This is a genomic window from Roseovarius sp. M141 (genome assembly GCF_024355225.1).
GTDB lineage: Bacteria > Pseudomonadota > Alphaproteobacteria > Rhodobacterales > Rhodobacteraceae > Roseovarius.
In genome coordinates this window covers 1-14,541 of record NZ_VCNH01000005.1, presented here as the reverse complement: position 1 = coordinate 14,541, position 14,541 = coordinate 1, and the positions used below count along the sequence as shown (strand labels likewise).

Here is a 14,541-nt window from a genome sequence, read left to right as displayed (position 1 = left end):
AGCGGCTTTTGCCGGGAAACCGGGCACCCCGAGCGATTCGCGCCCATCCGCGCTGAGATGGGACAACGCGTCCGGACAGACGCTGCATATAGGGGGACAGGTGGGATACGCCCGCAACGGATTGGGGGACATTTTCACCCTAATAGGGGACAGCCAGGGTGTCCCCCTCTACCAATAATACCTATTTTTTATCTTTTCGACTTGGAAGAGAAACGGCCATTGGTCATCCTCTCTTGACAGAATCGGTAATTCGGACGCTAATCACCAAAGATGGTTGAAGAACGTTGGGTTTACCTTTTATCAACCATCCGCACATGACATGGGCCACAGAATGCCCGGCATGACGAGGCAATGATACCGCCGCCCTTGGCAATAGGGGCGAGCGGACGGTGAGGGCACGAGATGCAGATCAAGAAACCAGTTGGCCAGATGGCCTCGGCACGCAAATACGATTTGCTGACGGCGATGGGCGCATTTGCCCTGGCGCGGGGCAAGGCCGAGCAGCGGATGACCCTGCGATTGATGACGCTGGTCACGGCGCGTTACAACTGGGCGCGCGATGAACTGGCGGTTGGCCAGCGCGAGATCGCGCGGCTTTGGTCGGTCGAGGAACGCACGGTCAAGCGCGAGATGGCCCGCCTGCGGGCCTGTGGCTGGCTGCGGGTGAAACGGCAGGGCGCGCGCGGGCGAGTCACGGAATACAGTCTGGATATCGCGCGAATCCTTGACGATACGCAGGACCAATGGGCGGCGATAGGCCCCGATTTCGTGCAGCGCCTGTCACCGCAGGACGCCGCGGCGCCCGGCAATGTCGTGGCGATGCCGCTGCGCAAGGGCGCGCCTGTGCCGGCCCCCGATCTGAGCGCCGGGACCGACTGGGCGCTGGCGCAGGGGATTCTGCATGCCGAGGATCCGGCGATTTACCAGACATGGTTTGCCGGGCTGGTGCGGTTGCGGCGCGATGGGGCGCGTCTGGTGCTGGCCGCGCCCAGCCGGTTTCATGGCAACTATGTGCAGACCCACCTGGCCGGGCGGCTGCTGGCGGCCTGCCGGTCCGTCGATGCCGATCTGAGCGAGGTTGTGGTGACGGCGTGAGGCGCCGCCCTGTTCAATACCGCTTTTATGCGGTATGATCGTATATATATCAGCAGCTATACGCGGAGGCCGCATCGTGGCACAGGCCAATCAGACACCCAGAAAATCAACCAGCATGACGCTGGACGGCGCGATTCTGGAGGAGGCACGGGCCTTGGGCATCAACGTCTCGCGGGCGGCGGAAAGTGGCGTGATTTCTGCGATCCGGGCCGAGCGGGCCAAGCTGTGGAAGCAGCAGAACGCGGGCGCCATCGCCGAATACAACGCCTATATCGACGCGGGCGGTGTGCCGCTGGCGACGCATCGGAAATTCTGACACATGGCCGCGCAGTTTGATCTGTATCGCATGGCGGACGGCGCGCTGGTCACCGTACTGCAAAGCGATCTTCTGGACGGGATGCACACCCGCGTCGTCGCGCCGCTGATCCCGGCGGGCGCGCTGACGCAGGCACTGCCCGCGCTGAACCCTGCCGTGACGCTGGGCGAGGACGTGTATCTGTTTATGCCGCAACTGGCCGCGACCCTGACCCTGTCGGAACTGGGCACGCGAGTCGGGTCGCTGGCCGCGCAGCGCGACGCGTTGGTGCGCGCGCTGGATGCGCTGCTGTCGGGGATCTGAAATAGGCTCTGTGATGCGGATTAGAGCCTGAAACAGGCCCGCCCGAGATGCAGCTCTTGACCTCCTGACCGGGTTATTTCGCGCTTGGGCTGGATGCTGCGGATGACTATCGAGCGAGGTTTTGATGGCGCGACATCTCGGTAATCCGACCAACGCCGTCTCCGTTCCAAATCGACACTTGGGAACGGACTCGCAGATCTGGCATCCATCAGAAGGGGGGGTGACGCACCGCCGAGAGCGTAATGTAGCGACTGGCCCGTCAGGAAAACCCGGTGTCCAACCTTGCGGAATAGTCCTGATAGTCACCGATGCACTCTTTGACCCAGTCAGGGTTGTAGTATGAGTCCAGATACCGTTCACCACTGTCGCACAGCAGGGTCACGATCGAGCCATCGCGCTTTGCCTCTTTCATGTCTTTTGCCATCTGCAAGGCACCCCAAAGGTTTGTTCCTGTGGATGGCCCTGCCTTTCGGCCAATCAGTTTTTCCAGCCACAGCATGGTCGCAATACTGGCCGCGTCCGGCACTCTGATCATATCGTCGATCACGCCGGGTTGGAACGAATGCTCGACCTTGGGGCGCCCGATGCCTTCGATGCGGCTGGACATGTCAGAGGTCAGACTGCGATCGCCAGACATGTAACTGTCGTAAAAGACAGAGTTTTCCGGATCGACGACTGTAAGGGCCGTATCATAGCCCTTATATCGAATGTAGCGACCCAGCGTCGCAGACGTACCTCCGGTTCCCGCGCTCATCACAAGACGCGCGGGAATGGGATGCGGCTCATGCTCCATTTGGGTAAACAAGCTCTCTGCAATGTTGTTGTTGCCCCGCCAGTCCGTCGCGCGCTCTGCATAGGTGAACTGGTCCATGAAATAACCGCCGATCTCCTTTGCAAGGGTGACCGATGCGTCGTGCATCTGCGGGGCGCTGTCCACAAAGTGTATCTGCCCACCATAAAACTCAATGAGTTTGATTTTGCTGCGCGCGGTGCTCTTGGGCAGAACCGCAGTGAAAGGCACGCCGATCATCCGCGCGAAATAGGCCTCGGACACCGCAGTGCTGCCCGACGATGCCTCGACGACTGTGGTATCTTGCTTGATCCGGCCATTGCACAGTGCATATAGAAATAACGACCGCGCCAACCGATGTTTGAGGCTACCTGTCGGATGGGTGCTTTCGTCCTTGAGGTAGATGTCCACCCCTTCAAGTCGAGGTAGCGGCAGTTTGAACAGGTGGGTATCTGCCGACCGATGCGCATCCGCATTTATCTTGCCTAATGCGTCCGTGACCCAGTTGTTCATCGAGATGCTCCGATTGTAAGCAATGCATACCTTGCCGGGATTTCCATTTAGACAGATTTGATCGGGACTTTTGCATTAATCGGGTTGTTTGACCAGTTCGAGGGTTTTGAGGTCAAGCGTGGCGCGCAAATCTCGGTTCAAGCACTATCGGTTTCCTCGCGAAATCATACTCTGTGCTGTCCGTTGGTATCTACGCTATCCGCTGTCCTACCAAGACGTGGATCTTCTGGCTGAGCGCAGCATCGTCGTTGATCGGTCAACCGTTTATCGTTGGGTGCAGAAATTCGGACCAGAGCTAACCAAGCGGACCGAAAAACATCTGCGCCGCGCGAGTGTCGACTGGCATGTGGACGAGACCTACATCCGCGTCGGTGGCACGTGGAGGTATCTGTGGCGCGCTGCTGATGCAAACGGACAGATGATCGATTTTCGCCTGACCGCGCGGCGGGATGCAAGAGCGGCCAAAGCCTTTCTGAACAAGGCCATTGAGCGCGTGCACCTGCATCGGCCAGTCACAATCTGCACGGACAAGGCGCAGGCATATCGACGCGTTATCCGAGAGATCAATCATCGATATGATCCGCTTTTCGACAGCATCCGACACATCGACCGAAAGTGGCGAAACAATCTGACCGAGAGCGACCACGCGGCTCTGAAACGGCTGCTCGGGTATCGTCAGAGCTTTCGATCTCGGCGCACAGCCGAGGCGACCTTGAGCGGCATCGAAACAATACGAACCATCAAACGCGGCCACATCCATCACAAGAAACCCGGCGTATGCGGCGAAATCGCCGCGTGACATTCCACTTCGACCAACGTCAGCTTCATCGTGAAGAGATTAATGCAATAGTCCCATCATGATTGCACAGACGGCAGCGGGGATTCTCGCGCCGGGCCATTGAGTGGTGGTGCACGACCTACATCCCCTCAAGCACGATGTTGCTACTTGTCGGTAAGTCTGAACGGATTTAGCATCCAATCATGAGATCGGAATTCACACATTTTGAGCTGGGTTGGCGTGCCTCTGGCGCCCCCTACGGCAAGACGCAGGAATGGTGGCCGCCCCCCTGCGGTTGACCCGCGTATCTGCGATCAACATCTCAAAATGAACAGGATACCCGATGACCATAGACGATCTTTTGGTCCACCCCGACACGCTGGTCGTGACTTGGGCGGACAACACGTCGACTTCATTCCCGACCATCTGGCTGCGTGACAATTGCCCTTCGGGGTTGCATCCGCAAACCCACGAGCGGCTGCTGGATCTGTTGGCGCTGGACGCCTCGCCTGTGCTGACCTCGGCGCAGATTGCCCATGGCGACGTTGTGCTGAGCTATGAGGACGGCCATGCCAGCCACATGCCGGTGGCCTTGCTCAGCGCGGATCGCCGCGGCCAGCGTGCAAGTGATGCGGACGCTATTGCGCCCCAGCTTTGGCGCGCGGATATGACTGCGGCGACCGTCCCCCGTTATGCGGCGGCCCCGATTCTGGCAGAGGATCATGCCTTGAACGCATGGATGCAGGCGACGGCAAAATACGGCATCGCGATTGTTGACCACCTTGAGGATCGAACCAGCGCAGGCGTCGATGTGGCCCAACGGATCGGATTCCTGCGGGAAACGAATTTTGGCACAACCTTCGAAGTGATCAACAAACCCGATCCCAACAACCTGGCCTACACCTCTGTCGCCCTGCCGCTTCATACGGATTTGCCGAACCAGGAAGTTCCGCCAGGCTATCAGTTTTTGCACTGCCTGGCGAATGAGGCGACAGGGGGCGGTTCGCTGTTCGCCGATGGGTTTGCGATGGCCGAGGATCTTCGGACCGAAGACCCAGAGGCGTTCCGCCTGCTCTGCGAGGTGCCTATTCCCTTCCGTTTCAACGACCGCGATGCGGATATCCGCGTCTATGAACCAGTGATCACGTTGGACCGCTCAGGTGAGGTGATCGAGATCCGCTACAACGCCCATCTGGCGGGAATTTTCGACATGCCGTCCGAGATCATGCCCGACTATTACCGCGCCTATCGCGCCTATATGGCCAAAACACGGGATCCGAAATACCGCCTGACCTTGAAGTTGAAGGGCGGTGAAATGGTGGTCTTTGACAATCGGCGGGTGTTGCATGGTCGCGACTCGTTCGATCCGGCGACAGGTTTTCGACATCTGCACGGCTGCTATGTCGACCGCGGCGAATTCAGCTCTCGTCTGCGGATGTTGGCGCGCACTGTCAGCGCCGCCAAGGCGGCCTGATCGACCGCCAGGACCAAACGTGCGAATTGCGCGAGAGCCCACCAGAGAAGGCATCCACAGCAAGACATTCGCTGCCTGTGCCCTCTCGACGCGGCGACGGCGGTGGCATCCAGTCAGTTGCCGCCACAATGCACGGCCCAGATACGTTGAGGATCGGACCGCTTTGTTTCGCGCCCTGCACCTGATGACGTCATCTCGCGTCATGTTCATCTCGGGAGGTTGTGGTATCGTTGTGCCTGTGTATTGCGACCGTAGGAAAACTACGCTGCACAATCGGTTGCTAAAGCGTTTCGCCTTAAACTTGAGGCACTCATTTAAGGTGAAACGCGTGTAATGCTAGTATGTCGCGGGCGTTTCGAGAAAAGCAGTGATTCAGGTTTTTCGCGAAACGCTTTAGCAAACTCAGAGAAACGACAATGCCCGTAACAAAGCTGGAAAAGAGATTGTTTGAGGCCCTGGTGGATGACACCAGCGGTAAGGGAGGCCTGACTGGCGCACAGGCGCGCCGTGAGCCAGCTAATTTCCTGCGCCACGCTGTCTCTCTCTCAATGAGCAAGGTTGCCGACGGGCTGATTGATCCCAAACTGGTTTTGTCGTGGCTGCTGTCGCATCTGGGTGCGTCTTCGTTTTTTGTCGGGCTGCTGGTCCCAATTCGCGAGGCGGGCGCGTTGCTGCCACAATTGTTCACCGCCCCCCGCGTGCAGGCGATGGCGCGTCGAAAATGGGCGTGGGTCGCGGGCAGCATCGGGCAGGGGGCAGCGGCGGCGGGGATCGTGCTGGCCGCTGTGTCGCTGTCGGGTGCCGCTGCCGGGGTGGTGATTTGCGCGTCGCTTGCAGTGCTGGCTGTGGCGCGCTCTGTTTGTTCGGTCAGCTACAGCGATGTGCTGGGCAAAACGGTCGGGCAATCGCGGCGCGGTGCGGCGACGGGAACGGCCACGTCGCTGGGGGCGGGGGCCGTCGTCATATTCGCGCTGCTTTTGATATCAGGCGTGCCTGACCGTGCGACACTGGTGATCGCTGCAATAGCACTTGCGGCCCTGTTGTGGTTGGGGGCGGGTTTTGTTTTCTCTACCCTGTGGGAAGAACCCGCGCCGGGCGAGAGGCGCGCCGCGGCGCTTGGGCAGTTGAATATCCTGCGCTGCGACCCACAACTGACGCGGTTTATCTGGGCGCGCGGACTATTGACCTCTACAGCGCTTGCGCCGCCCTACATCGTTCTGTTGGGCGCACAGGCCGGGCAGGGGACGTTTGACCGCCTCGGCGCGCTGGTGCTGGCCTCTTCGATTGCGTCATTCATCAGCTCATGGGTCTGGGGCCGCTTGGCGGACAGGTCCAGCCGTCGCGTGCTCATGTTCTCCGGAATGGTCGGGGCACTGGCACTGCTGGCAGCAGTTGCGGTGGATCTTGCGGGGGGCTTCCGATACCATTTGGGCGCTGCCCGCGGTGCTGTTCGTCCTCATGATCGCCTATCACGGGGTGCGGCAGGGTCGGGTGATCTATCTGGTGGACATGGCCCCAAAAGACAACCGCGCGACCTATACGGCTGTGTCAAATACGGTGATCGGGATCGTACTTTTGGGCTCGGGGGTGTTTGGGGCGCTGGCGTCACTGGCGGGTGCCAAAGCCACGCTGCTGATCTTTGCTTGCATGGCACTGGCGTCGATCTTTGTCACCAAGGGCCTCGACGATATCAAAAGTTGAGGGTCCGTTGGCCCGGTATTTTATTTTGTCTTGTTCATGTAAGTGTCAACGTCTGCTAGACAGGCGCGAGATGAATGTCACCGTCCCCGCAAGGGGGTAAGTCACCGGACTGAACTATGGCTCAATCGCTGCGGATGCTTCTTGCCCCCGTAAAATCTCTCCTTGGCGGCACGGCGGCTTTCATGGCTGGCAACAGCTTGCTTGGTGTGGTGCTGCCCCTTCGGATGGAGGCCGCTGAGTATCCAATTGCGCTGACCGGCGTGATCATGGCGGCATATTACCTGGGGTTGGCGTTTGGCGGGTTCAAGGCCAAACACGTCATTCTCAGGATCGGACACATCCGCGCTTTTTCAACATTCGCGGCGCTGACCGCTGCCGTGTGTCTTGCCTATGCGTTCTTTTTCAACCCGGCCGCTTGGGTGATCCTGCGAATTATCAATGGATTTTTGCATAGCGGGGATGACCACCTCCATCGAAAGCTGGCTTAATGATCGCAGCAGCAATGAAACACGCGGACGCGTCCTTGGATATTACATGCTGGCCTTTTACCTAGCTATCGCCGTCGGCCAGACGATGGTGAATATCGCCCCTATGGAGGGCAGTGATCTTTTGATGATTGCCGCTGCGTTGATCGGTCTTTCACTTATTCCTATCGCGCTTACCGGTCTTGGCGAACCCAACCTGAGTGAGCTTCGCGTTCTGGGTGTGAAGAAACTGTATAAGGCGTCGCGTGTCGGGGTGGTCGGGGCGGGTGTTGCTGGCATACTGGTTGGCTCATTCTACGCTCTTGGTGTCGTGTTTGCCCGTCAGATTGGGCTCAGCGTTACGGAAGCCGCGCTGTTCATGAGCACGGTCGTGCTTGGCGGCCTTGCAGCGCAGGTGCCGGTCGGAATGCTGGCAGATAAATTTGACCGACGGATTGTGATGTCCTGCATCCTGATCGCGGTCGGAACGTCATGGGGGGTGCTGTCGAGCTCGATTTCAAGCGATGTGCCTTTGGTGGCCCTCATGGTCATGGCCGTGGCGTTCGGCGGGGCAATCAGCAGCGTCTATCCGCTTTGTGTCGCGCAGACATTCGACCGGCTGGACCGAAAATACTATGTCGCGGCATCGGGGCGTCTGCTGATGGTGTATTCGATAGGTGCCACAATCGGCCCATTGCTCGCGTCATCGCTGATGTCCGTCTACGGCCCACGTTCTTTCTTTTTGTTCGAATCCGCCATCGCTGTGGGCTATGCAATCTTTGTTCTCGTCAGTGTCAGGATCGGGCCGAAATTACCAAAGGAAGGGCGGGAAAAATTCATACCACTTCCTGATATTTCGCCAGTTGCCATGGGTCTTGACCCGCGCACCGAACCAAATGTGTCGAAACCGCGCCGCTCGGCAAACGTAGTGCAAGATTGATCACCATCGCTGGCGATCAGAGGCTGAGCACCGCACTCGCGATGGAAAAATAGATCAGCACGCCGACTCCGTCCGAGATTGTCGTGACCAGAGGTCCACTTGCCGTTGCGGGATCAAGCCTCAACCGGTTGAGCAGGAACGGCAGTGACATACCGACGAGGCTGCCGATAAGCACAACCACGAACATTGTCAGGCCAACAGTCAGGGCGACGTCCACTCCGCCACGCCATGCACCAACAGGAAAGACGACTGCCGCCATCGGAGTTACGCGCGAAAGTTGGTGATGCCCTGAGGGGCGGCATATCATGGCGGTGTTCAGACGCCGTCGATTCTCTGCTGAGAAAAGGATATGCCACATGTCAGAGACTACCATTACCCAACTGCCCGATCCATCGGGATTTAGCACCGACGCGTTCACGGATGTCCTCCGCGATGGCGCACGCAAGTTGATCGAACAGGCGATCCACGCCGAACTGGCGACGCTCATGGCCGCCTTTTTCCGGAGAAAGGCTGGAGGACGGGCGGGCACGCCTGGTGCGCCATGGTCACCTACCCGAACGCGAGGTGATGACCGGCATTGGGCCAGTGCCCGTGAAAGTGCCGCGCGTGCGGGATCGGGGCGCTGGCGAAGACAAGATCACCTTCACGCCCAGCATCCTGCCGCGGTATCTTCGCAAAGCGAAATCGGTCGAAGAGCTGCTGCCGTGGCTATACCTCAAGGGCGTGTCCACGGGTGATTTCACCGAGGCGCTGGAGGCGTTGCTGGGTCCGAACGCCAAGGGCCTGTCTGCCAAGACTGTCACGCGGCTGAAGGCTGACTGGTGGAAAGACTACGAGGCTTGGCAGAAACGCGATCTCGGCAACCGCCGCTTTCTCTACATCTGGGCGGATGGCGTCTATTTCAAACCGAGAATGGCCGAGGAAAAACAATGCGTTCTGGTGGTTGTCGGGGCCGACGAATATGGCCGCAAGGAACTTCTGGCCATGACCGACGGCTTTCGCGAAAGCACGCAAAGCTGGCGCGAGCTACTGCTCGATCTCAGACGTCGCGGCCTGAAACAGGATCCCAAGCTTGCCATCGGCGACGGCGCCCTGGGGTTCTGGACGGCGCTGCGCGAGGCATTCGCCACGACGAGGGAACAGCGGTGCTGGGTTCACAAGACCATGAACGTGCTGAACGCGATGCCGAAATCCGTGCAGGCAAAAGCCAAGGGCCATCTGCACGATATCTGGCAGGCCGAGACAAAAGCCAAGGCCAACCTCGCCTTTGATTTCTTCGTCGAAAACTACGGAGTGAAATGGGATAAGGCGGTGGCCAAGCTGGTTAAAGACAGGGACGCGTTACTGACCTTCTACGATTATCCGGCGGAACACTGGAAACACATCCGGACGTCAAACCCGATCGAAAGCACCTTTGCCACCGTCCGGCATCGCACCAAACGAACCAAGGGGTGCCTCAGCCGCAAGACCGGTCTGGCCATGGCCTTCAAGCTGATGATGTCGGCGCAGAAGAAGTGGCGCAAGCTCGACGGTCAAAACCGCATGCCCGAGATCATCCAGGGGATTGAGTTCCGCGATGGGATCCGCCAACTTCAAGCTGCCGCCTGATCAAGCGTCACCAACTTTTGCCCATATCTCCCGCCATCGTCGCACCCAGTGCTGCCGCGACAGCCAGTTCGCGCAAGATCAGATCGCGCCAGTCCTTCATCTCGACATCGCCGGTCGCCAGCGCGCGCACCATGAGCGTGGCCGATTGCGACCCGGCATTGCCGCTGCTGTCGATCAGCAACGGCAAGAAAAACACCAATGAGACATAGGCCAGGATCATATCTTCGAAATAGGCGATGCCCGCACCTGAAAAGAGGTTTCCGAATACCAGAAGAGCCAGCCAGACGATGCGCTTGGAATAGAGCATCCCAATCCCGGCCTCGCGAAGACTCTGCGAAAACGGCACGACGGTGGACATTTTCTGAAAGTCCTCAGTCGCTTCTGCCTGCATCACATCAGTACGCATCGTCATGCGTGACAATACCAACCAATCGTCCACTTGCGTCCACCACTGGAATAGCAAGAAGGTCATAATGGGCGATTAGTTTCCCGACATCTTCCTGATCGGTGTCGAGTGTAACCGAGATTGGAGTAGGCTCCATGATCTCTTTGATCAGCGTCTCGTCGGTCGCCAGTATCAGCGTATGCAGCCTCACCGATCCGATCAGATGGTGATCATCGTCGACGACATAAGAACGATAGATGGTCTCCTTTCCGGGGGCCTGACGCCGGAGCGCTGCAATTGCGGTCGCGGCTGTCGTGTCTGCATCGAGCGTCGCGTAATCCGATGTCATAAGCGCACCGGCGCATTCCTCGGCATGGGCCGAGAGTCGGCGGATATCGGCGGCGACGTGAGGCTCGAGGTCGCTGATCATGCGGTTCTGTTCATCGTTCGAAAGCTGTTTGAAAAGATCCGCACGATCATCCGCATGCATCGCTGTCACAATGCCAGTCAGATCGGTCTGCGGAAGCGCCCGCGCAAATGTGACCTGAGTATCGAGTGGCAGGTTTTCAAAGACCATCGCCCTTCTTTGCAGGTCGATACTTGCAAGCTGGCGCGCCGCCTGTTCAAGCGGTAATCGGTAGGAGCCAAGAGACCACGTCGATGAGATGCGCTGAACCTATGAATTCCTGAATCTTAAGCATCACTGGTGTCAGTAGGATGCAGGAGATGATCTGGTGACATGTTGGGAACTTTCTGTGGCGGTGATAAGTAGCCGCTCATGGACCACGTTTCTTGTATTGGTTGAGCTGATCACACGGTCGAACACCTCCTTCAGTTTGCGCCAGGCATGCGTCCGACACTGTGCCACGCGGATTGGGTCGCCGCCTTTGCGGCAGCTGTCTGCATTTTGATAGCACAATAGACCCGACCGCGCTGACGTCCTTGATCCGTGCGGTGGAAGTTGCATTAATCTCTTCACGATGAAGCTGACGTTGGTCGAAGTGGAATGTCACGCGGCGGTTTCGAACAGCTGGGCAATGAACGCGATTTCGCCGCATACGCCGGGTTTTTGTGATGGATGTGGCCGCGTTTGATGGTTCGTATTGTTTCGATGCCGCTCAAGGTCGCCTCGGCTGTGCGCCGAGATCGAAAGCTCTGACGATACCCGAGCAGCCGTTTCAGAGCCGCGTGGTTGCTCTCGATCAGATTGTTTCGCCACTTTCGGTCGATGTGTCGGATGCTGTCGAAAAGCGGATCATATCGATGATTGATCTCTCCGGATAACGCGTCGATATGCCTGCGCCTTGTCCGTGCAGATTGTGACTGGTCGATGCAGGCGCACGCGCTCAATGGCCTTGTTCAGAAAGGCTTTGGCCGCTCTTGCATCCCGCCGCGCGGTCAGGCGAAAATCGACCATCTGTCCGTTCGCATCAACAGCGCGCCACAGATACCTCCACGTGCCACCGACGCGGATGTAGCTCTCGTCCACATGCCAGTCGAGACTCGCGCGGCGCAGATGTTTTTCGGTCCGCTTGGTTAGCTCTGGTCCGAACTTCTGCACCCAACGATACCCTGCCCTCAATCTTACCACACTGCACGGCGGCGCGCAGCTGCCGCCGCGAACGCAACAATTCGACTGGGGCGCCAAGGGTCGGGTCATTGAGCAACACATGCAGCAAAGAAATCGCCGCTCCACTGAAAAACGCAGCGTCTTCAAGGCAGTCTGGTGTCTGATGATCGAAGATCCAGAATGGCAGGATCGGCGTTGGGAGCGCATTCGGAGCGTGCTTGAGCGACTGGTTCATAAAAAGCGGCCCAATTCACAACGGCGCTTTATGCTATTGGACAGGTAGATAACCGCCTCGCCTCGCGAGATTTTTGTACGTCCAATAAGTTTGCATTATCGGACGCGAAGAAATACGCTCAGCGGTATGTCAGAAACCGACCGCAAATCGCCCTCAACACCAGCAATCGCGCCCTCGTCCAACGAGAATGGCGAGAGAGATGCTGTCGCAGGAGAGGCCATCGGGGTTCCTGACGTTGTAGCTGGATCAGGCTCGCTTGACCGGTTGGTCGACACCGCCCGCGACTACGCCCGCCAGGCCACGGCGCAAAACACCAACACCGCCTACAACGCGGACTGGGCGCATTTCAACAGCTGGTGCCGACGTCGTGGGGCGCCCCCCCTGCCCCCGTCTGCAGAGCTGATCGGCCTCTATATCGCCAATTGTGCCGCGCCCGACACCAGGACTCCTGCCCTTTCGGTCTCTACCATCGAGCGCAGATTGTCCGGGCTTGCGTGGCACTACCAAAAACGTGGTTTTGTGTTGGACCGCAAAGACCGTCACATTGCGACTGTGCTCGCGGGAATTCGCCGCAAACACGCGCGGCCACCCGTGCAGAAAGAGGCCGTACTGGCCGGGGATATTCTGGCGATGGTTGCCACCCTGCCCTTTGACTTGCGTGGACTCAGGGATAGGGCAATCCTGCTGATCGGCTATGCGGGGGGCTTGCGCAGGTCCGAGATCGTGAGCCTCGATGCGGGCAAGGACGACACGCCTGACAGCCGTGGCTGGGTCGAGATCGAAAAAAGCGGGGCGATCCTGTTCTTGCAGGGCAAGACCGGCTGGCGCGAGGTCGAGATTGGCCGTGGGTCTTCTGAACAAACCTGCCCGGTTCACGCGCTTGAGCAATGGCTGCATTTTGCGAAAATCGACTTTGGCCCGCTCTTTTGTCGTACCACGCGGGACAACAAACGCGCCCTTGATGCGCGACTGTCGGACAAACATGTCGCACGGCTGATCAAGCAGACCGTTCTGGATGCCGGGCTCCGATCAGACCTGCCTCAGAAGGAACGTCTGGCCCTCTTCTCCGGTCACTCCCTCCGCGCCGGACTGGCAAGCTCTGCCGAGGTCGACGAGCGCTACATCCAGAAGCAGCTGGGTCACGCCTCGGCTGAGATGACTCGCAGATATCAGCGCAGACGTGACCGGTTTCGCGTGAACCTGACCAAGGCGGCGGGGTTATGACGTTCGCGCAGCAGTTCTTTGACCTGCGAGAAATGGCGCTGGTTGTTTGTCACCAAAACGGCATCAGGCGACCGCGCGCCCCTCTCACATCAGGTCCAGCGCCCTCGGGATGGCCAGCGACAGCGCGGGCCAGCAGGTGGTGACCAGCATCACCGGGAACGCGACGAAGGTCATCAGCCCCAGCAGCTCAAGCATCACCGCCTGCATGATCGGCGCGCGGGTGATCTTGCACGACAGGAACAGCGTCGGCGCCACCGGCGGGCTGTTGGCCCCGATCACGACCGAGCAGCCGACGATGGCCGCGAAATGCACCGGGTCCACGCCATTGGCCACCATCAACGGCAGGAACAGCGGCGCGATCACGACGGTGACGGAAATATCGTCCATCAGCGCCCCCGCGACGATCAGCACGAGGTTGACGATCAGCAGGGCGCCGATGGGGCTGGTCACGACGGACTGGACCGCCTCGGTCAGGTCCTGCGGCACCCGCTCGAACGCCATGATGCGCGAGATCATGAACGAAAACAGCAGGATCAGGATGATCGTGCCGGTGGTTTCGGCGGCCTGCACCACGCTGCGGCCCAGCGTGCGCCAGGTGAATTCGCGGTAGATCAGCCCGCCCACGATCAGCGCGGCGACGGCGGCGACGGCGGCGGCCTCGGTCGGGGTAAAGATCCCGCCATAGATCCCGCCGAGGATGATGACCGGCAGCGACAGTCTTAAACAGCGCGTGCAACGTGACCTTGCCAAAGCTCTCGCGCGGGCCGGCATCCTCGGGTGCGGGCAGTTCTTCGAACGCGCGGCCCACGAGGAACCGATTATAGAGGATCAGGCCGATGATCAGCAGGATCGCCGGGCCGATGGTGGCGGCGAAGCAGGCGGCAACCGATTGGCGCGTGACCACGGCGAACAGGATCATCGTGATCGAGGGCGGAATCAGGATGCCCAGCAGCGACGAAATTCCCAGCAGCGCCGCCACCCGTCCCCGCGGGTACCCCCGCGCGACCAGCGGTTCGGTCATGATTGACCCGATCGAGGCAATGGCCGCTGTCGCCGTCCCCGCAATGGCGCCGAACACGCTGGAGGACAGGACCATCGCCGTGCCCATGCCGCCCCTGCCCGTCGCCATCCGCTCGATGAATGAA

The 14,541-nt window shown here is 59.3% G+C and carries 17 protein-coding genes and 2 pseudogenes; 10 read left to right on the top strand and 9 right to left on the bottom strand.

The genetic code is table 11. The features are described 5' to 3' along the window. Positions 1–402 precede the first annotated feature (402 nt). The 3 genes from FGD77_RS03255 (at position 403) to FGD77_RS03245 (ending at position 1,714) form a co-directional block, all read left to right on the top strand. Positions 403–1,095 carry a DnaA N-terminal domain-containing protein gene (locus FGD77_RS03255; protein ID WP_255006332.1) on the top strand — a complete coding sequence of 231 codons (693 nt, stop codon included), beginning with the start codon at positions 403–405 and terminating at the stop codon, positions 1,093–1,095. Positions 1,096–1,171: 76 nt separating this feature from the next. Further along, entirely contained in the window at positions 1,172–1,411 is a 240-nt protein-coding gene (locus tag FGD77_RS03250) for a type II toxin-antitoxin system CcdA family antitoxin (protein WP_255006330.1), read from the top strand. Between the two features lie 3 nt (positions 1,412–1,414). After that, positions 1,415–1,714 carry a CcdB family protein gene (locus tag FGD77_RS03245; RefSeq protein ID WP_255006328.1) on the top strand — a complete coding sequence of 100 codons (300 nt, stop codon included), beginning with the start codon at positions 1,415–1,417 and terminating at the stop codon, positions 1,712–1,714. A gap of 259 nt (positions 1,715–1,973) precedes the next feature. On the opposite strand, the gene FGD77_RS03240 is transcribed toward FGD77_RS03245, so the two are convergent. Next, on the bottom strand, positions 1,974–3,017 hold the full coding sequence (locus FGD77_RS03240; RefSeq protein ID WP_303626334.1) for a PLP-dependent cysteine synthase family protein: 1,044 nt from the start codon (positions 3,015–3,017) through the stop codon (positions 1,974–1,976). A gap of 118 nt (positions 3,018–3,135) precedes the next feature. Here FGD77_RS03240 and FGD77_RS03235 point away from each other — a divergent pair, with 118 nt between their 5' ends. From FGD77_RS03235 to FGD77_RS03215, 5 genes are all read left to right on the top strand, one after another. Further along, entirely contained in the window at positions 3,136–3,816 is a 681-nt protein-coding gene (locus FGD77_RS03235) for an IS6 family transposase (protein ID WP_255006326.1), read from the top strand. A gap of 322 nt (positions 3,817–4,138) precedes the next feature. Then, positions 4,139–5,269: a TauD/TfdA family dioxygenase gene (locus tag FGD77_RS03230; RefSeq protein ID WP_255006316.1), complete on the top strand. Its 1,131-nt coding sequence runs from the start codon at positions 4,139–4,141 to the stop codon at positions 5,267–5,269. A gap of 416 nt (positions 5,270–5,685) precedes the next feature. Beyond that, complete coding sequence (locus FGD77_RS03225; protein WP_255006315.1) at positions 5,686–7,029, top strand: MFS transporter; 1,344 nt, start codon at positions 5,686–5,688, stop codon at positions 7,027–7,029. A 57-nt stretch (positions 7,030–7,086) separates the two neighbouring features. Continuing rightward, complete coding sequence (locus tag FGD77_RS03220; RefSeq protein ID WP_255006314.1) at positions 7,087–7,458, top strand: hypothetical protein; 372 nt, start codon at positions 7,087–7,089, stop codon at positions 7,456–7,458. Between the two features lie 46 nt (positions 7,459–7,504). Then, positions 7,505–8,374, top strand: a complete 870-nt coding sequence (locus FGD77_RS03215) for an MFS transporter (protein WP_255006313.1) — start codon at positions 7,505–7,507, stop codon at positions 8,372–8,374. A 16-nt stretch (positions 8,375–8,390) separates the two neighbouring features. Here the strand turns inward: FGD77_RS03215 and FGD77_RS03210 are convergent, their stop codons facing one another. Continuing rightward, positions 8,391–8,681, bottom strand: coding sequence for a magnesium transporter (locus FGD77_RS03210; protein ID WP_255006459.1), 291 nt, complete (start codon positions 8,679–8,681; stop codon positions 8,391–8,393). Between the two features lie 49 nt (positions 8,682–8,730). Here FGD77_RS03210 and FGD77_RS03205 point away from each other — a divergent pair. Then, positions 8,731–9,982: pseudogene (locus FGD77_RS03205) on the top strand (IS256 family transposase). 7 nt (positions 9,983–9,989) lie between these two features. Here the strand turns inward: FGD77_RS03205 and FGD77_RS03200 are convergent. From FGD77_RS03200 to FGD77_RS22275, 5 genes are all read right to left on the bottom strand, one after another. Continuing rightward, entirely contained in the window at positions 9,990–10,394 is a 405-nt protein-coding gene (locus FGD77_RS03200; RefSeq protein WP_255006312.1) for a magnesium transporter, read from the bottom strand. Continuing rightward, a complete protein-coding gene (locus tag FGD77_RS03195) occupies positions 10,378–10,944 on the bottom strand; it encodes a CBS domain-containing protein (RefSeq protein ID WP_255006311.1) in 567 nt (188 codons plus the stop codon). Before FGD77_RS03195 ends, FGD77_RS03200 begins: the two co-directional genes overlap by 17 nt. A gap of 398 nt (positions 10,945–11,342) precedes the next feature. Next, positions 11,343–11,717, bottom strand: a complete 375-nt coding sequence (locus tag FGD77_RS03190; RefSeq protein WP_255006308.1) for a transposase — start codon at positions 11,715–11,717, stop codon at positions 11,343–11,345. Then, on the bottom strand, positions 11,623–11,856 hold the full coding sequence (locus tag FGD77_RS22280) for a DDE-type integrase/transposase/recombinase (RefSeq protein ID WP_369682683.1): 234 nt from the start codon (positions 11,854–11,856) through the stop codon (positions 11,623–11,625). The genes FGD77_RS03190 and FGD77_RS22280 overlap by 95 nt, the downstream gene beginning before the upstream one ends. After that, positions 11,798–12,172: a DUF1403 family protein gene (locus tag FGD77_RS22275; protein ID WP_369682682.1), complete on the bottom strand. Its 375-nt coding sequence runs from the start codon at positions 12,170–12,172 to the stop codon at positions 11,798–11,800. Before FGD77_RS22275 ends, FGD77_RS22280 begins: the two co-directional genes overlap by 59 nt. 126 nt (positions 12,173–12,298) lie before the next feature. Between FGD77_RS22275 and FGD77_RS03180 the strand changes: the two genes are divergently transcribed. Beyond that, on the top strand, positions 12,299–13,396 hold the full coding sequence (locus FGD77_RS03180) for a tyrosine-type recombinase/integrase (RefSeq protein ID WP_255006306.1): 1,098 nt from the start codon (positions 12,299–12,301) through the stop codon (positions 13,394–13,396). A gap of 84 nt (positions 13,397–13,480) precedes the next feature. Here FGD77_RS03180 and FGD77_RS03175 read toward each other — a convergent pair whose 3' ends face one another. Both FGD77_RS03175 and FGD77_RS22270 read right to left on the bottom strand, forming a co-directional pair. Next, positions 13,481–14,167 (bottom strand): TRAP transporter large permease subunit, encoded by a 687-nt coding sequence (locus tag FGD77_RS03175; protein WP_255006303.1) that lies wholly within the window; start codon positions 14,165–14,167, stop codon positions 13,481–13,483. Positions 14,168–14,258: 91 nt separating this feature from the next. After that, positions 14,259–14,492: pseudogene (locus FGD77_RS22270) on the bottom strand (TRAP transporter large permease subunit); the annotation flags it as partial. Positions 14,493–14,541 lie beyond the last annotated feature (49 nt).

Bases quoted from the DNA above. Each gene is read 5' to 3' on its own strand.
- FGD77_RS03195 (WP_255006311.1), bottom strand. From the start codon at position 10,944: ATGGTCTTTGAAAACCTGCCACTCGATACTCAGGTCACATTTGCGCGG.
- FGD77_RS03245 (WP_255006328.1), top strand. From the start codon at position 1,415: ATGGCCGCGCAGTTTGATCTGTATCGCATGGCGGACGGCGCGCTGGTC.
- FGD77_RS03180 (WP_255006306.1), top strand. From the start codon at position 12,299: ATGTCAGAAACCGACCGCAAATCGCCCTCAACACCAGCAATCGCGCCC.
- FGD77_RS03215 (WP_255006313.1), top strand. From the start codon at position 7,505: ATGCTGGCCTTTTACCTAGCTATCGCCGTCGGCCAGACGATGGTGAAT.
- FGD77_RS03255 (WP_255006332.1), top strand. From the start codon at position 403: ATGCAGATCAAGAAACCAGTTGGCCAGATGGCCTCGGCACGCAAATAC.
- FGD77_RS03240 (WP_303626334.1), bottom strand. From the start codon at position 3,017: ATGAACAACTGGGTCACGGACGCATTAGGCAAGATAAATGCGGATGCG.
- FGD77_RS03210 (WP_255006459.1), bottom strand. From the start codon at position 8,681: ATGATATGCCGCCCCTCAGGGCATCACCAACTTTCGCGCGTAACTCCG.
- FGD77_RS03175 (WP_255006303.1), bottom strand. From the start codon at position 14,167: ATGCCGGCCCGCGCGAGAGCTTTGGCAAGGTCACGTTGCACGCGCTGT.
- FGD77_RS03230 (WP_255006316.1), top strand. From the start codon at position 4,139: ATGACCATAGACGATCTTTTGGTCCACCCCGACACGCTGGTCGTGACT.
- FGD77_RS03200 (WP_255006312.1), bottom strand. From the start codon at position 10,394: ATGACGATGCGTACTGATGTGATGCAGGCAGAAGCGACTGAGGACTTT.
- FGD77_RS03220 (WP_255006314.1), top strand. From the start codon at position 7,087: ATGGCTCAATCGCTGCGGATGCTTCTTGCCCCCGTAAAATCTCTCCTT.
- FGD77_RS03225 (WP_255006315.1), top strand. From the start codon at position 5,686: ATGCCCGTAACAAAGCTGGAAAAGAGATTGTTTGAGGCCCTGGTGGAT.
- FGD77_RS22275 (WP_369682682.1), bottom strand. From the start codon at position 12,172: ATGAACCAGTCGCTCAAGCACGCTCCGAATGCGCTCCCAACGCCGATC.